Below are 20,253 nucleotides of genomic sequence, written 5' to 3' on the forward strand. Positions count from 1 at the left end.
GCCGGAGCCATGCGCCTTATAGCTGGAGCCGGGGTGGATCAGGCCAGCAGGTCCTTCACGCCTTCGCGCTCTTCCAGCAGCTCGTTCAGGGTGACGGTCATGCGCTCGCGCGAGAACTCGTCGATTTCCAGACCCTGGACGATCTTGTACTCACCGTTTTCGGTGGTGACCGGGAAGCCGTAGATGACGCCTTCGGGGATGCCGTAGGAACCGTCAGACGGGATGCCCATGGTGACCCATTCGCCGTTGGAGCCGAGCACCCAGTCGCGGATGTGGTCGATGGCCGCGTTGGCAGCCGAGGCGGCGGACGACAGGCCGCGCGCTTCGATGATGGCGGCGCCGCGCTTGCCGACGGTGGGCAGGAACACGTCCTTGTTCCAGGCCGCGTCGTTGATCAGGTCCTTGACGCTGTCGCCGTTCGACTTAACGAAGCGGTAGTCGGCGTACATGGTGGGCGAGTGGTTGCCCCACACGACCAGGTTCTTCAGGCTGGAGACTTCACGGCCCGACTTGCCGGCCAGTTGCGACAGCGCGCGGTTGTGGTCCAGGCGCAGCATGCCGGTGAAGTTCTTCGCCGGAACGCGGCCGTACTTCTGCGCGACTTCCTTGGCGATGTAGGCGTTGGTGTTGCACGGGTTGCCGACGACCAGCACCTTGCAGTCCGGATCAGCGTACTGGCCGATCGCAGCGCCCTGAACGGTGAAGATCTTGGCGTTTTCGGTCAGCAGGTCCTTGCGCTCCATGCCGGGGCCGCGCGGACGGGCGCCGACCAGCAGGGCAACCTTGGCGTCCTTGAAGGCGACGTTGGGGTCGTCGGTGGCGATCATGCCGGCCAGCAGCGGGAAGGCGCAGTCTTCCAGTTCCATCATGACGCCCTTGACCGCCTTCTGGGCCTGGGGCAGGTCGAGCAGTTGCAGGATGACGGGCTGGTCCTTGCCCAGCATTTCGCCACTCGCGATGCGGAACAGCAGGCTGTAACCGATCTGGCCGGCCGCGCCGGTGACGGCAACGCGCACAGGGGCTTTGCTCATGTGAATACTCCCTCTAAGAAGACGGTCTGGATGAAGGTTTTGCGGTCTCGGCGGCGCTGCCGCGTGCTGGGCGGGAAGGGCGGACTCGATCCCGTGCAACGAGAGCGCGAAGATGTTAGAAGCAAGCAGAACGCCTGTCAAATCATGTCTTTTGTCTTATATAAGACATATGACAGGTCATAGACGCTTCGGAATTTTTGTGATCAAATATGTGTATGGCTCAGGAATCCCCAACATTCAGTCCGCTCTACCGTCAGATCAAGACCTTGATTCTTCAAGCGCTTGAGGCGGGCGAATGGCGTCCGGGGCAGGCGATCCCGAGCGAGCAGGAACTGGCGGCGCGCTTCAGTGTATCGCAGGGTACGGTGCGAAAGGCGATCGATGAAATGGCGGCCGAGAACCTGCTGATCCGCAAGCAGGGTAAGGGCACCTTCGTCGCCTCGCATAACGATCCGCGTGCCCTGTTCCGTTTCTTGCGTCTCGTGCCGATGGATGGCGACCTGTCCCATCCGCAGAGCATTCCGCTCGATTGCTGGCGCGCCAAGGCGGGGCAGGAGGCCTCGCGGATGCTCGGCATCGAGCTGGGCGCGCCCATCATCATCGTCCGCCGTCTGCTGCGCTTCGCGATGAAGCCGGTGGTGATCGATGAAATCTATCTGCCCGGTGACGTCTTCCCCGGGCTCAGCTTCGAAATGCTGCAGGGCTGGAATGGTTCGCTGTACAGCCTGTTCGAAACCCGCTTCGGGCTGCGCATGATCCGCGCCCAGGAGCGCATCCGCGCCGTTGCCGCCGACCGTTCCACGGGCGAGGCGCTGAAGGTTCCCGAGGGTACGCCGCTGCTCTCGGTGGAGCGGGTGACCTATACCTATGGCGATAAACCGGTCGAGTGGCGCAGGGGGCTCTACTCGACCGCCGAGCACTTCTATCTCAATGAATTGAATTGAATGTGCCGGATGCATGCGGTCCGGTTCGGGTCGCTATAATCAAGAGCTTTTGGGAGTCAGCGACGGATGGCCGTCGCACATGTTGAGGGGAGTCTTCATGTCAGAAGTGACAGTACGCAAACAAAGGCCGAAGCATCTGGCCATCAACGAAATTCGGCTGCCGCTGCCGGGGATCGTGTCGATTCTTCACCGGGTCAGCGGAGCCGGGCTGTTCCTGCTCCTGCCGTTCCTGCTCTATCTGCTCGATCGCAGCCTGGGTTCGCCGGAAAGCTTCGCGACCTTCGAGGCGGTGGTCGGCCATCCGCTCGTCAAGCTGATCCTGATCGGCCTGCTGTGGGCCTTCCTGCACCACTTCTGTGCCGGCATCCGCTTCCTGCTGCTCGACCTGCACAAGGGTCTCGAACTGCAGGCCGCGCGCAATTCGTCGCGCATCGTTCTGGTTGTGAGCATCGCGCTCACCGTGATCATCGGGGTGAAGCTGTGGTGAATCGCAAAATCGTCGGTGCCCATTACGGGCTGAAGGACTGGATCGCGCAGCGCGCGACCGCGGTGTTCATGGCCATCTACACGGTCGTGTTCGCAATCTGTGCGCTGACCCTGCCGGAGCTGTCCTATTCGGCCTGGTCGGGCCTGTTTTCCAACGGGTTGATGAAGTTCGCTTCCTTCCTGTTCTTCCTGTCGGTGTTCTACCACGCCTGGATCGGCGTGCGTGACATCTGGATGGATTACGTCAAGCCGGACGGCCTGCGCCTGTCCCTGCACCTGATTACCCTCTTTCTGCTCGTCGGCTACGCCGGCTGGGCTGCCCAGATCCTGTGGAGGCTGTAAGCGTGAACGTCGCAAAGCGTACCTTTGATGCGGTCATCGTCGGCGCCGGTGGTGCCGGCCTGCGTGCGGCCCTGCAACTCTCCGAAGCCGGCCTCAAGACCGCCGTGCTGACCAAGGTCTTCCCCACCCGCTCCCATACCGTGGCGGCGCAGGGCGGTGTGGCCGCTTCGCTGGGCAACTCCACCGAGGACAACTGGCACTGGCACATGTACGACACCGTCAAGGGGTCGGACTGGCTGGGCGACCAGGACGCCATCGAGTTCATGGTCCGCAAGGCCAACGAAGTCGTGGTCGAACTCGAACACTACGGCATGCCGTTCGACCGTACCGACAACGGCAAGATCTACCAGCGTCCGTTCGGCGGCCATTCGATGAACTATGGCCAGGCGCCGGTAATGCGCTCGTGCGCGGCGGCCGACCGTACCGGCCACGCCATGCTGCACGCGCTCTACCAGCGCAACGTGCGCGCGAACACCCAGTTCTTCGTCGAGTGGATGGCGCTCGACCTGATCCGCAACAGCGAAGGCGATGTCCTCGGCGTTACCGCGCTGGAAATGGAAACCGGCGAAGTCTCGATCTTCCACGCCAAGGCGACCATCTTCGCCACCGGCGGTGCCGGCCGTATCTACTACAGCTCGACCAACGCCTTCATCAACACCGGTGACGGCGTGGGCATGGCGGCGCGTGCCGGCATCCCGCTGGAAGACATGGAGTTCTGGCAGTTCCACCCCACCGGCGTGGCCGGCGCGGGCGTGCTGATCACCGAAGGTGTGCGCGGCGAAGGCGGCATCCTGCGCAACGCCTCCGGCGAGCGCTTCATGGAACGCTACGCCCCGAACCTGAAGGATCTGGCCTCGCGCGACGTCGTGTCGCGTTCGATGGTGACCGAGATCAACGAAGGTCGCGGTTGCGGTCCCGACAAGGACCACGTGCTGCTCGACATCACCCACCTGTCGCCCGAAACCATCATGAAGCGCCTGCCCGGCATTCGTGAAATCTCGATCCAGTTCGCCGGTGTGGACCCGATCAAGGCGCCGATCCCGGTCGTGCCGACCTGCCACTATCAGATGGGCGGCATTCCGACCAACTACAAGGGTCAGGTCGTGGTGCCGAAGGACGGCAACCCGAACACCCCGGTCTCCGGCTTCTACGCCGCCGGCGAATGTGCCTGTGCCTCGGTGCACGGTGCCAACCGCCTCGGCACCAACTCGCTGCTCGACCTGCTGGTGTTCGGCAAGTCGGCGGGCGAAACCGTGGTTGCCGACTTCCAGGCCGGCAACCTGGCGCTCAAGCCGCTGCCGGCCGATGCCGCCGATGCCTCGCTGGCGCGCATCAACCGCCTCGAAACGCAGAAGAACGGCACCAACGTGCATGAGGTCCGCCTCGCGATGCAGCGCACCATGCAGAAGCACGCCGGTGTGTTCCGCTTCAACGACCTGCTGCAGGAAGGCGTCACCCGCATCCTCGAAGTGGCCGAACAGGCCAAGAGCACCGAGATCGGCGACAAGTCCAAGGTCTGGAACACCGCCCGCACCGAAGCGCTGGAACTCGACAACCTGATCGAAGTGGCCAAGGCCACCATGATCTCGGCCGAGGCCCGCAAGGAGTCGCGCGGCGCCCACGTGCGCGATGACGCCATCGACAGCCCGGAGCGTCCGAACGGCCGCGACGACGCCAACTGGCTCAAGCACACGCTGTGGTTCAGCGAAGGCAACCGCCTCGACTACAAGCCGGTGAACCTGAAGCCGATGTCCGACGATGTCGAACCCATCGCGCTCGCCAAGCGTACCTACTGAGCGCGGGAGAACAGATCAAATGACCAAGCGTACCGTTCAATTCAAGATCTACCGCTACGATCCGGACAAGGACGAGAAGCCCTACATGCAGGACATCTCGGTCGAACTGGAAGCCTCCGACAAGAAGCTGCTCGACGCCATCGTCCGCCTCAAGACCAAGGACGACACGCTGTCCTTCCGCCGCTCCTGCCGCGAAGGCGTGTGCGGTTCGGACGCGATGAACATCAACGGCAAGAACGGCCTGGCCTGCCTGACCGACGTCGATAGCCTGGAGCAGCCGATCACGCTGCGTCCGCTGCCGGGGCTGCCGGTCATCCGCGACCTGATCGTGGACATGACCCAGTTCTTCAAGCAGTACCACTCGATCAAGCCCTACCTGGTCAACAACGAGCCGGCGCCGGAACGCGAGCGCCTGCAGACGCCGGAAGACCGTGAGGAACTCAACGGGCTCTACGAGTGCATCCTGTGCGCCTGCTGCTCGACCTCCTGCCCGTCGTTCTGGTGGAACCCGGACAAGTTCGTCGGGCCGGCCGGTCTGCTGGCCGCTTACCGCTTCCTCGCCGACACGCGCGATCAGGCGACCAACGAGCGTCTCGACAACCTCGAAGACCCGTACCGCCTGTTCCGCTGCCACACCATCATGAACTGCGTCGACGTGTGTCCGAAGGGTCTCAACCCGACGCGCGCGATCGGCAAGATCAAGGACATGATGGTCCGCCGGGCGGTTTGAGGATGAGCATCAACCGGGGGCGCGTGCGCTGGCAATGCCGTCGGGCTCTGCTCGAGCTCGATCTTGTCTTCGCACGCTTTCTCGAGCGCGATTTCGATCGTCTCACCGACGATCAGCTGGCGGATCTCGACGACCTTCTGCGCGCCGACGACTACGACATCTGGGCGATGGTCAACGGCAGCGCGGAGTGCAAGGTGGACCGCTGGAAGGAGATGATTGGCTTGCTGCGTCAGAAGTGACGCAGGCAAGCCGGTCATGAACGAGGGAGTTAGCTTTAGAAAATCGGGCAAAGCCACAAAGGGACGACCATGAGCACTGAACGCACCGCAACCCTAACCGTCGATGGCAAGACCGTCGATTTCCCCGTGATGACCGGCACCCATGGCCAGGATGTCATCGACATCCGTACCCTGGGCGGGAAGACGGGCTTGTTCACCTACGATTCCGGTTTCCTCTCCACCGCCAGCTGCAAGTCGAAGATCACCTTCATCGACGGCGACAAGGGTGAACTGCTGTACCGCGGCTACCCGATCGAGCAACTCGCCGAGAAGTGCAACTTCCTCGAAGTCGCCTACCTGCTCAAGAACGGCGAACTGCCGAACGCGGCGCAGAAGCTGGATTTCGAAAACACCATCAAGAGCCACACGATGGTGCACGACCAGCTGACCCGCTTCTACAACGGCTTCCGCCGTGACGCCCACCCGATGGCGATCATGGTGGGCGTGGTCGGCGCGCTGTCCGCGTTCTACCACGACGCGATGGACTTCTCCGACCAGGAGCACCGCAACGTCTCGATCAACCGCCTGATCGCGAAGCTGCCGACCATCGTCGCCATGGCCTACAAGTACAACACCGGCCAGCCGTTCATGTACCCGCGCAACGACCTCGACTACACGTCGAACTTCATGCACATGATGTTCGGTACGCCGTGCGAGGAGTACAAGCCGAACCCGGTGCTGGTGCGCGCGCTCGACGTCATCTTCACGCTGCACGCCGACCACGAGCAGAACGCCTCCACCTCCACGGTGCGTCTGGCCGGCTCCTCGGGCGCCAACCCGTTCGCCTGCATCTCGGCCGGTATCGCCTGCCTGTGGGGCCCGGCGCACGGCGGCGCGAACGAAGCCTGCCTGAACATGCTGGAAGAAATCGGCGACGTGTCCCGCGTCGGCGAGTACATCAAGCGTGCCAAGGACAAGAACGACAGCTTCAAGCTGATGGGCTTCGGCCACCGCGTCTACAAGAACTTCGACCCGCGCGCCAAGCTGATGGGCAAGGTCTGCAACGACGTGCTGACCGAACTCGGCCTCGAAGACGACCGCCTGTTCAAGCTGGCCAAGGAACTCGAAAAGATCGCGCTGGAAGACGAGTACTTCGTCGAGAAGAAGCTCTACCCGAACGTCGACTTCTACTCGGGCATCGTGCAGAAGGCGCTGGGCATCCCGACTTCCATGTTCACCTGCATCTTCGCGCTCGCGCGCACGGTGGGCTGGATCACCCAGTGGGAAGAAATGATCACCGATCCGGAATACAAGATCGGCCGTCCGCGCCAGCTGTACATCGGCGCGGCACGTCGCGACGTTCCGGTCATCGGACAGCGTCCGTAAGAGACGATGGAGAGGGGAGGGAGGCTATCCCGGTTCTAGCCGTCGCGGGATGGTGGCCTTGTGTCGCCATCCCGTTTTTCCTTCGACGTCTGGTGCCGGTTTTCGCCGACTCCGAATTGCCGCAAGCAGGGAACCAGAACACCACAGGTGGCTTTCATCATGATGAAGCAACTACAGAACACGTCCCATCTGTTCGGTGCCAACGCACCGTTCATCGAAGAACTTTACGAGAACTACCTCGCTGACCCGGCTTCCGTGCCGGAGGCATGGCGGACCTATTTCGACAACCTGCAGAGCCAGGCCGGCGCCGCCGTGCGCGACGTCGCCCACGGCCCGGTCATCGCCGCGTTCGAGCAGATGGCCAAGCGCGGCCCGGTGCGCACCGTGGTCGCCGCGGGTGGCGAAGACAAGCTGCAGGTCGCCACGCTGCAGCTGATCAACGCCTACCGCTTCCTCGGCAACCGCTGGGCCAACCTCGATCCGCTCAAGCGCACCGAGCGCCCGCAGATCGCAGAACTGGAGCCGTCCTACTACGGCTTTACCGAAGCCGACCTGTCGAAGAGCTTCAACGTCGGCTCCTTCCACGGCTTCTCCACCGAACACGCCAGCCTGCGTGAAATCCTCGAAGCGCTGCGCCAGACCTACTGCGGGTCGATCGGCTCCGAGTACATGTACATCTCCGACATCCAGCAGAAGCGCTGGATCCAGAGCCGTCTGGAGAGCGTGCGCGGCGCCCCCAAGTTCTCGGTCGAGATGAAGAAGCGCATCCTCGAGCGCACCACCGCGGCCGAAACCCTCGAACGCTACCTGCACACCAAGTACGTCGGCCAGAAGCGCTTCTCGCTCGAAGGCGGTGAATCCACCATCGTTGCGATGGACGAGATCATCCGCGTCGGTGGCGGTCTCGGCGCCCAGGAAGTCGTCATCGGCATGGCCCACCGCGGCCGCCTGAACGTGCTGGTGAACACCCTCGGCAAGTCGCCGAAGATGCTGTTCTCCGAATTCGAAGGCAAGGCAGCTGCCGATCTGTCCGCCGGCGACGTCAAGTACCACATGGGCTTCTCCAGCGACGTCATGACCCCGGGCGGTCCGATGCACCTGACGCTCGCCTTCAACCCGTCCCACCTGGAAATCATCAACCCGGTGGTCGAGGGTTCGGTGTATGCCCGCCAGGTCCGCCGCAAGGACACCGAGAAGAGCCAGGTCATCCCGGTGCTGATCCACGGCGACGCCGCCGTGGCCGGCCAGGGCGTGAACCAGGAAATGCTCAACTTCTCGCAGACCCGCGGCTACGGCACCGGCGGCACGGTGCACATCGTGGTGAACAACCAGATCGGCTTCACCACCTCCGACCCGCGCGACTACCGCTCCTCGCTGTACTGCACCGACATCTTCAAGATGGTCGAGGCGCCGATCTTCCACGTGAATGGCGACGATCCGGAAGCGGTGGCCTTCGTCACCGCGCTGGCCGTGGAATTCCGCCAGCAGTTCAAGAAGGACGTGGTGGTCGACATCGTCTGCTTCCGCAAGCTCGGCCACAACGAGCAGGACGAGCCGATGGTTACCCAGCCGCTGATGTACCGCAAGGTGCAGCAGCACCCGGGCACCCGCAAGCTCTACGCCGACCGCCTGGTTGCCGAAGGCACGCTCAAGAGCGACGAACCGGATCGCATGATCCAGGAATACCGCGAGCACCTCGACAAGGGCGAGCTGCTGTACAACCCGGTGCTGTCCGGCCACAACCGCCAGTTCGCGGTCGACTGGACTCCGTTCCTCAACCAGCCCTACACCGACGACGCGGACACCGCGATCCCGGTGCAGGAAATCAAGCGCCTGTCCGAGCGCCTGACCGCAGTCCCGGCCAACTTCACGCTGCACTCGCGCGTCAAGAAGATCATCGAGGACCGCGCGGCGATGGGCCGTGGCGAACTGCCGCTCGACTGGGGCATGGGCGAAAACCTCGCCTACGCCTCGCTGCTGGCGCAAGGCTACGCGGTGCGCATCTCGGGTGAAGACGTCGGTCGCGGCACCTTCTTCCACCGCCACGCGGTGCTGCACGACCAGAAGCGCGAGCGCTGGGACGAAGGCACCTTCAAGCCGCTCGAACACATCCAGGATGGCCAGGCCGGTTTCCAGTGCTTCGACTCCGTGCTGTCCGAAGAAGCGGTGCTCGGTTTCGAGTACGGCTATTCCACCGCCGAGCCCAACGAACTGGTGGTGTGGGAAGCGCAGTTCGGCGATTTCGTGAATGGCGCCCAGGTCGTGCTCGACCAGTTCATCAGCTCCGGCGAGTCGAAGTGGGGCCGTCTGTGCGGTCTCACGATCATGCTGCCGCACGGCTATGAAGGTCAGGGTCCGGAGCACTCCTCCGCCCGCCTCGAACGCTTCATGAACAACGCGGCCGAGAACAACTGGCAGGTCTGCGTCCCGACCACGCCGAGCCAGATCTTCCACCTGCTGCGTCGCCAGATGCTGCGTCGCGTGCGCAAGCCGCTGATCATCATCACGCCGAAGTCGCTGCTGCGTCACAAGGAAGCGATCTCGTCGATGGACGAGCTGGCTGCCGGCCGCTTCCAGACCGTGATCCCGGAAGTCGAGAAGCTCGATCCGAAGAAGGTCAAGCGCGTGGTGCTGTGCCAGGGCAAGATCTACTACGAACTGCTGGCCCATCGCCGCGAGAACAAGATCAAGGACACCGCGCTGGTCCGCATCGAGCAGCTCTACCCGTTCCCGGCCGAAGCCTTCGCCGCCGCGATCGCGCAGTTCCCGAACGCCAAGGAAGTGGTCTGGTGCCAGGAAGAGCCGCGCAACCAGGGTGCGTGGTACTGGCTGGCCTCGCGTCAGCACCTGGTGAACGTGCTCGGTCCGAAGCACAAGCTGCTGCTGGTCAGCCGCCCGGCGGCCGCTTCGCCGGCGGTGGGCTACTACGCCAAGCACAACGCGCAGCAGAAGGCCGTGATCGAAAACGCCTTCGGTCCGATCCAGGACTGATCCGCGCTCAATGACAACGAAAGACTCCGAATAACAAGGGGAGAGTATTTCATGCTGATCGAAGTGAAAGTGCCGCAGCTGTCCGAGTCCGTTTCCGAAGCCACGCTGGTCACCTGGCACAAGAAGGAAGGCGACGCGGTCACCCGTGACGAGAACCTGATCGACATCGAGACCGACAAGGTCGTGCTGGAAACCCCGGCCCCGGCCGATGGCGTGCTGGTCAAGATCATCAAGGGCGACGGCGGCACTGTGACGTCCGGCGAACTGATCGCCCAGATCGACACCGAAGCCAAGGCCGCCGCCGGCGGCGCCAAGGCCGCGGAGCCCGTGCAGGCGGTGACCCCGCCGCCGGCCGCCCCCGCTGCCGCGCCGTCCGCCGCCGCTGGCGCCGCCAGCCCGGCTGCGCGCAAGATCCTTGAAGAGAAGGGCATCGCCGCGGGCGACGTGGCCGGCTCCGGCCGTGGCGGCCGCGTCACCAAGGAAGACGCCGTGGGCGCCAGCGCCAAGCCGGCGGCTGCCGCTGCTGCGGCCCCGGCCGTGGTGATCGCCGGCGAGCGTCCGGAAGAGCGCGTGCCGATGACCCGCCTGCGCGCCCGCATCGCCGAGCGCCTGCTGCAGTCGAAGAACGAGAACGCCATCCTCACCACGTTCAACGAAGTGAACATGGCCCCGGTGATGGCGCTGCGCAAGCAGTACGGCGACAAGTTCGAGAAGGCCCACGGCGTGCGCCTGGGCTTCATGGGCTTCTTCGTCAAGGCCGCCGTGGCCGCGCTGAAGAAGTTCCCGATCCTGAACGCTTCGGTCGATGGCAACGACATCGTCTACCACGGCTACATCGACATCGGCATCGCGGTCGGTTCGCCGCGTGGCCTGGTCGTGCCGATCCTGCGTGACGCCGAATCGATGTCGATCGCCGACATCGAGAAGAAGATCGCCGAGTTCGGCCAGAAGGCCAAGGACGGCAAGCTGTCGCTGGAAGAACTCTCCGGCGGCACCTTCTCGATCTCCAACGGTGGCGTGTTCGGTTCGATGCTGTCGACCCCGATCATCAACCCGCCGCAGTCCGCCATCCTCGGCATCCACGCCACCAAGGACCGTCCGGTGGTCGAGAACGGCCAGATCGTGATCCGCCCGATCAACTACCTGGCGATGTCCTACGACCACCGCATCATCGACGGCCGCGAAGCTGTGCTCGGCCTGGTGACGATGAAGGAAGCGCTGGAAGATCCGGCCCGCCTGATCCTCGACGTCTAAAACACGTAGTCGGGGCGCAACCCGCGGGGAACCTCGGTTCCCGGCGCGGCTGCGCCCCGTTTTCCTGCAAGGGAGTTCTCAATGTCCAAAGAATTCGACGTTCTCGTCATCGGCGGCGGCCCCGGCGGCTATGTCGCGGCGATCCGCGCGGCCCAGCTCGGCTTCAAGACCGCGTGCTGCGAATCCAACCCCTATGCCGATCCCAAGGGCGAACCGCGCCTCGGCGGCACCTGCCTGAACGTGGGCTGCATCCCGTCCAAGGCGCTGCTGCACACCTCGCACCTGTTCGAGGAAGCCGGCCACGGCTTCGAGGCGCAGGGCATCACCGTTGGCACGCCCAAGATCGACGTCGCCAAGATGATTGCGCGCAAGAGCGGCATCGTCGACCAGCTCACCGGCGGCATCAAGGGCCTGTTCAAGAAGAACAAGGTCACCCTGCTCAACGGCCACGGCTCCTTCGTCGCCCAGGCGGGCGAGGGTTGGCAGGTCAAGGTCGGCGACGAAGTGGTCACCGCCAAGCAGGTCATCGTCGCCACCGGCTCCAAGGCGCGCCACCTGCCGGGCATCCCGGTCGATAACAAGATCGTCTGCGACAACGTCGGCGCCCTCGACATCGACGCGGTGCCGAAGAAGCTCGCGATCATCGGTGCGGGCGTCATCGGGCTGGAAATGGGCTCGGTGTGGCGCCGCCTCGGTGCCGACGTCACCATCCTCGAAGCGATGCCCGACTTCCTCGCCGCCGCCGACCAAGACGTGGCCAAGGAAGCGCTCAAGGTCTTCACCAAGCAGGGCCTCAAGCTCCAGCTCGGCGTCAAGATCGGCGAGGTCAAGGCCGCCAAGAAGGGTGTCTCGATCGCCTACACCGACAAGGACGGCGTGGAGCAGAAGCTCGACGCCGACCGCCTGATCGTCTCGGTCGGCCGCGTGCCCAACACCGACGGCCTCAACGCCGAAGCGGTGGGCCTCAAGCTGAACGACCGCGGCATGATCGAAGTCGACGGCCACTGCCGCACCAACCTGCCCGGCGTGTGGGCGGTGGGCGACGTGGTGCGCGGCCCGATGCTGGCGCACAAGGCGATGGAAGAAGCGGTGATGGTCGCCGAGCTGATGGCGGGCCAGGCCGGCCACTGCAACTTCGACACCGTGCCCTGGGTGATCTACACCAGCCCGGAAATCGCCTGGGTCGGCAAGACCGAGCAGCAGCTCAAGGGCGAAGGCGTCGCCTACAAGGTCGGCAAGATCCCGTTCCTGGCCAACGGCCGCGCGCTCGGCATGGGCGAAACCACGGGCTTCGTCAAGATGATCGCGGATGCCGCGACCGACCGCATCCTCGGTGTGCATATCATCGGCGCCGGCGCTTCGGAACTGATCTCCGAAGCCGTGGTGGCGATGGAGTTCGCCGGTTGCAGCGAAGACCTCGCCCGCATCTGCCACGCGCACCCGACGCTGTCGGAAGTGGTGCACGAGGCGGCGCTGGCCTGCGACAAGCGGCCGCTGCACTTCTAAGGCAGACGGCCCGCGGGCCGTCATGCAAGTAAAAGGGCGATGCCACGGCATCGCCCTTTTTTTGTCCGGCGTGGAACCTCAGGCGCGCTCGTCGGTGCCCTTGCGCGGCCGGCGGCGCCGGGCCGGCCCGCCGTCGTCGGCGGGGCCGGAAGGCGCAGCCAGGGCCGTCGGCGGCGCTTCCAGCACCGGCGCCTGTTCGGCCGCGGTTTCGGGGGCGACATCGAGCTGGGCCGCCACGCGCGCGTAACGCTGCTGGAAGACCTCGCCGAGGTCGCCGCGGGCGCGGCCGAGCGCGTAGGCGGTTTCGAGCGCGCGCCGGCGCAGTTCCGGCGTTGGCAGCAGGGCGGGCAGACCCGCGAGCGCGCGGTCTTCGTCCAGCAGGAACAGCAGCGCCTGGCGCTTCAGGATCTGCTTCAGGTCGGCGAGCGCATGGCGTCCGCCGAGCCCGGCGTGCTCCAGCCCCTGACGCAGCAGGTTGAACGGACGTTCGTCGAAGCCGAGCAGGTCGGGCTTGGTGAAGAAGATGGTGCGGACGATGCCGTCCAGCACACTGCCGTGCTCGAAATCCTCCGTCAGCACGCGCCGCTGCAGGTTGCGGAACTCGTCCTCCATCCAGGTGTGAGCCTGCTCGCGACGGCGCACGACGCCCTGGCCGAGGCCGACCAGCGCCTGCAGCAACGGCGCTTCGTACACCGTGGTGAAGAGCTGTTCCTGCAGATGGTCCCGGCTGTCGCGATAGTGGTTCAGGCTTTGTTCGATCTGCCCGGACACCTGTTTTTCGAGTTGCACGAAGGGGTTGTCGTCGCTGGCCGGCACCCGTTTGTGCGCGATCAGACCCGCGATCGGCGCCAGCGGCCACAGCAGCGGATTGGCGTCGGAGAACCACAAGCGTTCGAAGCGCGCGGGATTGAGATTGCGGAAGGTTTCGGCCATCAGCTCGCTGCTGAAAAGCCGCACCCAGGGCGACACAAAGGTGTCGTAAAGGCCCTGGTTGACCAGCGCGACGCGCTTGACCACCTCGAACGCCCGCTCGTCTTCGCGGCCGTCGTCCAGCGCGAGGATGTCGTCGATGCTGCGCGGCTCGAAGCGGACGTGAAAACGCCCCTGCACGTATTCGCGCCCCGGCATCTCCGGATGGGTGTCCTCGATGACCGCTTCGTACAGCCCAGGCGGCAGGATGTCGATCAGCTCCAGCGCGCCGACCAGCTTGTTGGTCTGCTTCTGCGCCACCGAGGCCGACACGAAGATGCCGAGGTGACCGATCTTCTCGTGCAGGCAGTAGACGATGGTCTGCTCGTTCAGGCGGATGTCCTCGACATCCTCATACAGGTCGTGGATCCAGTTGAGCGCCTGCTGCGGCGGGGTGATGTTGTCGCCCCACGACGCGAACACGATGATCGGCGAGCGGATATTGCGCAGGTCGATCCGGATGCGGCCGTCCGAGGAAACGATGTCGCCTGCCGACAGCCGGTTGCCGACGAAGAGGTTCTGGGTGATCCACTCCATTTCCGCCTTGTTCAGCAGGAAATGGCCGCCCCACCAGCGTTCGAATTCGAGGAAGCGCTCGCGCTCCTCGTCCACGTTGGCGAACAGGCCGTAGGGTTTGCCCCAGAAGGTGTTGGCCGGGTTGAGCAGTTCGAAGTTGTTCACCAGCAGCGCGCCGTCGAAGCGGCCGTTGCCGAGGTCGCCCACCAGCGATGCCAGCCAGGTGCCGCCCATCAGGCCGCCGGTGTAGCGCATCGGGTTCTTGCCGCGCACCCCAGCCCAGTAAGACACGGGAGACCCGGCGAGCAGGATGGGGCCCACCACCCGGGGGGCAGAGGCTGCCAGCATCATCAGCGCCCAGCCGCCCTGGCAGTTGCCGATCACCAGGGGCTGGCTGGCTTCCGGATGGAGTTCATTCACGCGGCTGAGGAAGGCGTGTTCCGCCCGCGTCACCGATTCGATCGTCTGCCCCGGCTCGGGGGTCGGGAAGAACATCACGAAATAGCACGGGTGGCCCTGCTGCAGCGCGATGCCGATGCCGCTGTCGATCTTGAAGCCGCCGATGCCGGGGCCGTGGCCGGCTCGTGGGTCGATCACCACGAAGGGCCGGCGCGTGGGGTCAGTCGGTGGGCAGTCGGGGCCGGGATGGATGCGGGCGAGCGCGTAGTTGGCCGGATCGGGCAGGCGCCGCCCGTCCATGATGATCTCGTAGTCGAACGCCAGCACCGGCGGCTTGCCGGAGCGGCTGTGCTCGATGTACTGGTTGCCGCGTTCGCGCAGCACATCGATGAAGAGGATCTGGCGCTGCCAGCGGTCGTAGAGGTAATGCACCGCGGCTGCGGCGGTGTGGAGCTGATGCCTGAACAGGCCGCTGATGCCGGCGAAGGCGGCGGGAAGCAATTGCAGGGCATGGCCCGAGGGCGCGAGGGGCGAGGGGAAGAGTTGCACGGTCGGGGTCTCCTGGCTGGCGGGCGGGCGCAACGTCTTGCCGGCACGACGAAAATTGGCGTTTGTGCGTCGCAGCATAACGTTCGGCCGAGGTCTGGGCAAGCATCTCCGACAGGCAAAATCAGGGCCCGGAGGCGGGCTCTTGCACTACAATTCCCGGCTCGATCGAGCCCCCGCGGCCGAACGCGGGAGGCGCCGGATACGCGCGGATTTCCTGCGCGCGGCCTTTACCGACATGCCCCATCGCACCCTCAAAGTCTCCGAACACGGCGTGCTGGATGCCTACGAGGCCCAGTTGCGCGCCCGCGGTTTCAAGTCCGACCCGGCGCAGCGTGCCGCAATGCAGCGTCTGCAGCAGCTATACGGCGAATTGCTCGGCTTCAAGGTCGCGCGCAGCAGCGCGCTGCGCCGCATGCTCACGCGGCCGCACATGCCGCGCAGCGTGTATTTCTGGGGCGGCGTGGGGCGTGGCAAGAGCTTCCTGATGGACTGCTTCTTCGAGGCGGTGCCCTACAAGCGCAAGCGCCGGGTGCACTTCCATGCCTTCATGCAGGAAGTGCAGAACGACCTCAAGAACCACAACAACGAGCCCGATCCGCTGCAGAAGGTGGCCGACCGCATCGCGCGCGAAACCCGGCTGCTGTGCTTCGACGAGTTCCACGTGTCCGACATCGCCGACGCGATGATCCTCGGCCGCCTGCTCGAAGCGCTGTTCACCCGCGGCGTGATCTTCGTGATGACCTCCAACTACCCCCCGGATGGTCTCTATCCCAACGGCCTGATGCGGGTGAATTTCCTGCCGACGATCGAGATGATCAAGCGCCGCTTCGATGTCGTCGAAGTGGATCACGGCACCGACTACCGCCTGCGCACGCTGGAGAAGATCGAGATCTTCCTGGTGCCGGCGGACGACGAAGCCGATCGCAAGATGCGCGAGGATTTCCGCCGCCTCGCCGCCACCGATGGGGACAGCGGCGAGATTGCGCTCAACGAACGCAAGCTGCCGGTGGTGCGCAAGGCGCCCGGGGTGATCTGGTTCGACTTCGCCACGCTGTGCGGCGGACCCCGCTCGCAGAACGACTACCTCGAGATCGCCCGCGAGCACCACACGCTGTTCCTGTCGAAGGTGCCGAAGATGCTGGCCGGCAACGCCTCCGAGGCGCGCCGCTTCACCTGGCTGATCGACGTGCTGTACGACCACCGCGTCAAGCTCATCCTCAGCGCCGAGGTCGAGGCCTACGAGCTGTACCCCGAGGGCCACAACGCGCACGAGTTCGTGCGCACCGTCAGCCGGCTGATGGAAATGCGCACCCGCGAATACCTCGCCGAGGCGCACCGCACGGAGTAGGGCGGTCATGGCCGACATCGCCGCGCTGTTCGCCCCCGACGGCCCGCTCGCCCAGGCGGTGCCGGGCTTCAACGCGCGCCCGCAGCAGATCGAGATGGCGGGCCGTATCGCCGAGGCGATCCGCGGCAACCGCGTGCTGGTCGCCGAGGCCGGTACCGGCACCGGCAAGACTTACGCCTACCTGGTGCCGGCGTTGATGGCCGGCGGCAAGGTCATCGTCTCCACCGGCACCAAGACACTGCAGGACCAGCTCTTCAACCGCGACCTGCCGACGGTGCGCGCCGCGCTCAAGGTGCCGGTGACGATCGCGCTGCTGAAGGGCCGCGCCAACTACGTCTGCCCCTACCACCTCGCCCGCAACGAGCGTGACGGCCGCTTCCTCACCGCGCAGGACGCCGCCGACCTGCGCGCCATCTCGCGCTTCGCCAAGATCACCCAGAGCGGCGACAAGGCCGAATGCACCGAGGTGCGCGAGGATTCCGCGGCCTGGATCGCCGCCACCTCCACCCGTGACAACTGCCTCGGCCAGGACTGCCCCGACGTCAAGGAATGCTTCGTGATGGCGGCGCGGCGCAACGCGATGGAGGCTGACGTGGTGGTGGTGAACCATCACCTCTTCTTCGCCGACGTGATGCTGCGTGACGAGGGCATGGGCGAGTTGCTGCCGGCCTGCAACGCGGTGATCTTCGACGAGGCCCACCAGCTGCCCGAAACCGCCAGCCTGTTCTTCGGCGAAAGCGTATCCACCGCGCAGGTGCTGGAACTCGCGCGCGACACCCGCTCCGAGGGCGTTGCCGCGGCGCGTGACTGTGTTCCGCTGATCGACGAAAGCCGCGCGCTGGAGAAGGCCGCGCGCGACCTGCGGTTGGTCTTCGGCACCGAACAGGCGCGCATGTCCGCGGCGCAAGCGCAGGAAAAGCCGGATTTCGACAAGCAGCTCGGCGCGCTCGCCGAGGTGCTGGACCGCTTCCACGCCGTGCTGGAAACGCAGGCCGAGCGTTCCGAGGGTCTCGCCAACTGCCTGCGCCGCACGCAGGAGATGAGCGAGCGCCTGGTGCGCTGGCGCAACCCGGAAGAGAAGGACCTGATCCGCTGGGTCGAGGTCTTCACCCAGTCGCTCGCGCTCAACGCCACGCCGCTGCACGTGTCGGACGTGTTCCGCCGCCAGCTCGAAGGCCATCCGCGCGCGTGGATCTTCACCTCGGCCACGCTCGCCGTCGGCCAGGATTTCGGCCACTACTGCCGCGAGCTGGGCCTGGCCTGGATGGACCCGCCGCCGATGACTTCGGTGTGGGGCAGCCCCTTCGACTATGCGCAGCAGGCGCTGCTGTATGCGCCGCAGGCGATGCCGGAACCGAACTCGCCCGATTACCCGGATGCGGTGGCGCGCAAGGCGCTGCCGCTGATCCGTGCCGCGCGCGGCCGTACCTTCGTGCTGTGCACCTCGCTCCGGGCGATGCGGCGCATCCACGAACTGATCGCCGACGGCCTGGAGCGTGCCGGCGACAAGCTGCCGCTGCTGCTGCAGGGCGAAGGTTCGCGCACCGAGCTGCTGGAGCGCTTCCGCCGGCTGGGCAACGCGGTGCTGGTTGCCAGCCAGAGCTTCTGGGAGGGCGTGGACGTGCCGGGCGATGCGCTGTCGCTGGTGGTGATCGACAAGTTCCCGTTCGCGCCGCCGGACGATCCGGTGCTGGCGGCGCGCGTCGAGCACATGGAAAAGCAGGGCCTCAGCCCTTTCATCCATTACCAGCTGCCGCGCGCGGTGATCAACATGAAACAGGGCGCCGGCCGCCTGATCCGCACCGAGCGCGATCGCGGCGTGCTGTGCATCTGCGATCCGCGCATGCTCACCAAGAACTACGGCAAGGTGATCTGGCGCAGCCTGCCGCCGATGAGCCGCACCAAGGAAGAGGCCACGGCCGCGGCCTTCCTGGAGAAGCTGCCGCCGCCGAAGTCGGGGCCGGGCACGACAGCGGGGTAGCGCGTGGCGTTGCACCGGCGGCTGTCCTTGAGCACGGGCAAGGTTCGCGATCGGCGCCTTGTTGTATGCTCCCGGCTCGAATCACTCGAGGCCCCCGCGGCCCGCGCTCGATGAAAGTTTTTGGCATTGCCGGGTGGTCCGGCTCCGGCAAGACGACCCTGCTCGAGAAGCTCATTCCCCAATTCACGGCCCGCGGCCTGCGGGTGTCCGTCATCAAGCACGCGCATCACGGCTTCGATCTCGACCGTCCGGGCAAGGATTCCTTCCGCCACCGCGAAGCGGGCGCCACCCAGGTGCTGATGCTGTCGGGTGAGCGCTGGGTGCTGATGCACGAGCTGCGGGACCGCCCCGAGCCGACGCTGGACGAACAGCTTGCGCTGCTCGCGCCCTGCGACATCGTGCTGATCGAAGGCTACAAGGCGGCCGCCGTGCCGAAGATCGAAATCCACCGCCCGGACTTCGGCAAACCGCCGCTGTGGCCGGACAACCCCCACGTGGTTGCCGTGGCCACCGACGCAGACATCGCCTGTCCGCTGCCGCGCCTGCCGCTCAACGACGCGGCCGCGGTTGCGGCCTTCATTCTCGAATTCACGGAGTCCACATGAACGCCAGCATGCTCTCCTTCGACGAAGCGCTTGCCGCGCTCCTCGGTCACGCGCGTCCGGTTCGCGAGGTCGATCAGGTTGACACCATGGTCGCCAACGGGCGCGTGCTCGCCGTGGCCCAGCACTCCCCGATCGACCAGCCGCCGATGGACAACTCCGCCATGGACGGCTACGCGTTGCGCGTGGCCGACGTTGCCGCGGCCGGCACCCGGCTGCCGGTGAGCCAGCGCATTCCCGCCGGCGGCACCGCGCATGCGCTGGCGGCCGGAACCGCCGCGCGCATCTTCACCGGCGCTCCGCTGCCGGCCGGTGCTGACGCCGTGGTGATGCAGGAATTCTGCGAACACGACGGTGAGAGCGTGATCGTCAACCGCGTTCCCCGCCTCGGTGAGGCGGTGCGGCGCGCCGGCGAGGACATCCGCGCGGGCGCGGCGATTCTCCCTGCCGGCACGCGGCTGCGGCCGCAGGAGGTGGCGCTGGCGGCCTCGGTCGGTCTCGCCCAGCTGCCCGTCTTCCGCCGCGTGCGGGTGGCGATGTTCTCCACCGGCAGCGAGCTGGTGATGCCCGGCGAGCCGCTGCCGCCCGGCGGAATCTACAACTCGAACCGTTTCATGCTGCATGCACTGCTGGTCGGGATGGGCTGTGAAGTCACCGATTTCGGCATCGTGCCCGACCGGCTGGATGCGACCCGCGATGCGTTGCGCGCGGCCGCCGAGGGCCACGACCTGATCCTCACCAGCGGCGGCGTGTCGATGGGCGAAGAAGACCACGTCAAGCCCGCGGTCGAGGCCGAGGGCAGCCTGGACATGTGGAAGATCGCGATGAAGCCCGGCAAGCCGCTCGCCTATGGCCGCGTCCGCGGCGCGGCGTTCATCGGCCTGCCCGGCAACCCGGTATCGAGCTTCGTCACCTTCCTGCTGATGGTCCGGCCCTTCCTGCTCGCCACCCAGGGCGTGGCCGAGACGGCGCCGCTGGCGCTGTCCCTGCGCGCCGCGTTCGACTGGCCGAAGCCGGACCGTCGGCGCGAGTTCCTGCGCGCGCGGGTCAACGCCGCCGGTGAAGTCGAACTCTTCTCCAACCAGGGCGCCGCCGCGCTCGGCTCCACCGTTTGGGCGAACGGGCTGGTCGACGTGCCCGCCGATACCCCGATCCGCCAGGGTGACACCGTGCGCTTCCTGCCGTATGGCGAACTGCTTGCCTGA

General features: G+C 65.7%; 16 protein-coding genes. 14 read left to right on the plus strand and 2 right to left on the minus strand.

What is annotated here, in order from left to right:
- Window positions 1-38: 38 nt before the first annotated feature.
- Window positions 39-1,031 (minus strand): malate dehydrogenase, encoded by a 993-nt coding sequence (locus tag dqs_RS08210; RefSeq protein WP_011765280.1) that lies wholly within the window; start codon window positions 1,029-1,031, stop codon window positions 39-41.
- Window positions 1,032-1,246: 215 nt separating this feature from the next.
- On the opposite strand from dqs_RS08210, the gene dqs_RS08215 reads away from it, so the two are divergent.
- From dqs_RS08215 to lpdA, 10 genes are all read left to right on the plus strand, one after another.
- Entirely contained in the window at window positions 1,247-1,975 is a 729-nt protein-coding gene (locus tag dqs_RS08215) for a GntR family transcriptional regulator (protein ID WP_011765281.1), read from the plus strand.
- Between the two features lie 97 nt (window positions 1,976-2,072).
- Window positions 2,073-2,462 carry a succinate dehydrogenase, cytochrome b556 subunit gene (gene sdhC, locus dqs_RS08220; RefSeq protein ID WP_011765282.1) on the plus strand — a complete coding sequence of 130 codons (390 nt, stop codon included), beginning with the start codon at window positions 2,073-2,075 and terminating at the stop codon, window positions 2,460-2,462.
- On the plus strand, window positions 2,456-2,803 hold the full coding sequence (sdhD, locus tag dqs_RS08225) for a succinate dehydrogenase, hydrophobic membrane anchor protein (RefSeq protein WP_041642448.1): 348 nt from the start codon (window positions 2,456-2,458) through the stop codon (window positions 2,801-2,803). Before sdhC ends, sdhD begins: the two co-directional genes overlap by 7 nt.
- Window positions 2,804-2,805: 2 nt before the next feature.
- Window positions 2,806-4,599 carry a succinate dehydrogenase flavoprotein subunit gene (sdhA, locus tag dqs_RS08230; protein WP_011765284.1) on the plus strand — a complete coding sequence of 598 codons (1,794 nt, stop codon included), beginning with the start codon at window positions 2,806-2,808 and terminating at the stop codon, window positions 4,597-4,599.
- Window positions 4,600-4,618: 19 nt separating this feature from the next.
- On the plus strand, window positions 4,619-5,329 hold the full coding sequence (locus tag dqs_RS08235; protein ID WP_065340167.1) for a succinate dehydrogenase iron-sulfur subunit: 711 nt from the start codon (window positions 4,619-4,621) through the stop codon (window positions 5,327-5,329).
- Between the two features lie 2 nt (window positions 5,330-5,331).
- Complete coding sequence (locus tag dqs_RS08240; RefSeq protein WP_011765286.1) at window positions 5,332-5,568, plus strand: succinate dehydrogenase assembly factor 2; 237 nt, start codon at window positions 5,332-5,334, stop codon at window positions 5,566-5,568.
- Between the two features lie 69 nt (window positions 5,569-5,637).
- Complete coding sequence (gltA, locus tag dqs_RS08245) at window positions 5,638-6,933, plus strand: citrate synthase (RefSeq protein WP_011765287.1); 1,296 nt, start codon at window positions 5,638-5,640, stop codon at window positions 6,931-6,933.
- A 159-nt stretch (window positions 6,934-7,092) separates the two neighbouring features.
- Window positions 7,093-9,924, plus strand: coding sequence for a 2-oxoglutarate dehydrogenase E1 component (locus dqs_RS08250; protein ID WP_011765288.1), 2,832 nt, complete (start codon window positions 7,093-7,095; stop codon window positions 9,922-9,924).
- A 51-nt stretch (window positions 9,925-9,975) separates the two neighbouring features.
- The gene (odhB, locus tag dqs_RS08255; RefSeq protein WP_011765289.1) at window positions 9,976-11,178 is read left to right on the plus strand and encodes a 2-oxoglutarate dehydrogenase complex dihydrolipoyllysine-residue succinyltransferase; all 1,203 of its coding nucleotides are present in this window, start codon (window positions 9,976-9,978) and stop codon (window positions 11,176-11,178) included.
- A gap of 81 nt (window positions 11,179-11,259) precedes the next feature.
- The gene (lpdA, locus tag dqs_RS08260) at window positions 11,260-12,684 is read left to right on the plus strand and encodes a dihydrolipoyl dehydrogenase (protein ID WP_065340168.1); all 1,425 of its coding nucleotides are present in this window, start codon (window positions 11,260-11,262) and stop codon (window positions 12,682-12,684) included.
- A 78-nt stretch (window positions 12,685-12,762) separates the two neighbouring features.
- Here lpdA and dqs_RS08265 read toward each other — a convergent pair whose 3' ends face one another.
- On the minus strand, window positions 12,763-15,117 hold the full coding sequence (locus dqs_RS08265; protein ID WP_065341674.1) for a DUF3141 domain-containing protein: 2,355 nt from the start codon (window positions 15,115-15,117) through the stop codon (window positions 12,763-12,765).
- A 235-nt stretch (window positions 15,118-15,352) separates the two neighbouring features.
- On the opposite strand from dqs_RS08265, the gene zapE reads away from it, so the two are divergent.
- The 4 genes from zapE to dqs_RS08285 all read left to right on the plus strand — a co-directional run bounded on the left by zapE (window position 15,353) and on the right by dqs_RS08285 (window position 20,253).
- Window positions 15,353-16,465 (plus strand): cell division protein ZapE, encoded by a 1,113-nt coding sequence (zapE, locus tag dqs_RS08270; protein ID WP_065340169.1) that lies wholly within the window; start codon window positions 15,353-15,355, stop codon window positions 16,463-16,465.
- 7 nt (window positions 16,466-16,472) lie between these two features.
- Window positions 16,473-18,446, plus strand: a complete 1,974-nt coding sequence (locus dqs_RS08275) for an ATP-dependent DNA helicase (RefSeq protein ID WP_011765293.1) — start codon at window positions 16,473-16,475, stop codon at window positions 18,444-18,446.
- Between the two features lie 110 nt (window positions 18,447-18,556).
- On the plus strand, window positions 18,557-19,051 hold the full coding sequence (gene mobB, locus dqs_RS08280; protein ID WP_011765294.1) for a molybdopterin-guanine dinucleotide biosynthesis protein B: 495 nt from the start codon (window positions 18,557-18,559) through the stop codon (window positions 19,049-19,051).
- Complete coding sequence (locus dqs_RS08285) at window positions 19,048-20,253, plus strand: molybdopterin molybdotransferase MoeA (RefSeq protein WP_065340170.1); 1,206 nt, start codon at window positions 19,048-19,050, stop codon at window positions 20,251-20,253. Before mobB ends, dqs_RS08285 begins: the two co-directional genes overlap by 4 nt.

The organism is Azoarcus olearius, assembly GCF_001682385.1.
Lineage (GTDB): Bacteria > Pseudomonadota > Gammaproteobacteria > Burkholderiales > Rhodocyclaceae > Azoarcus > Azoarcus olearius.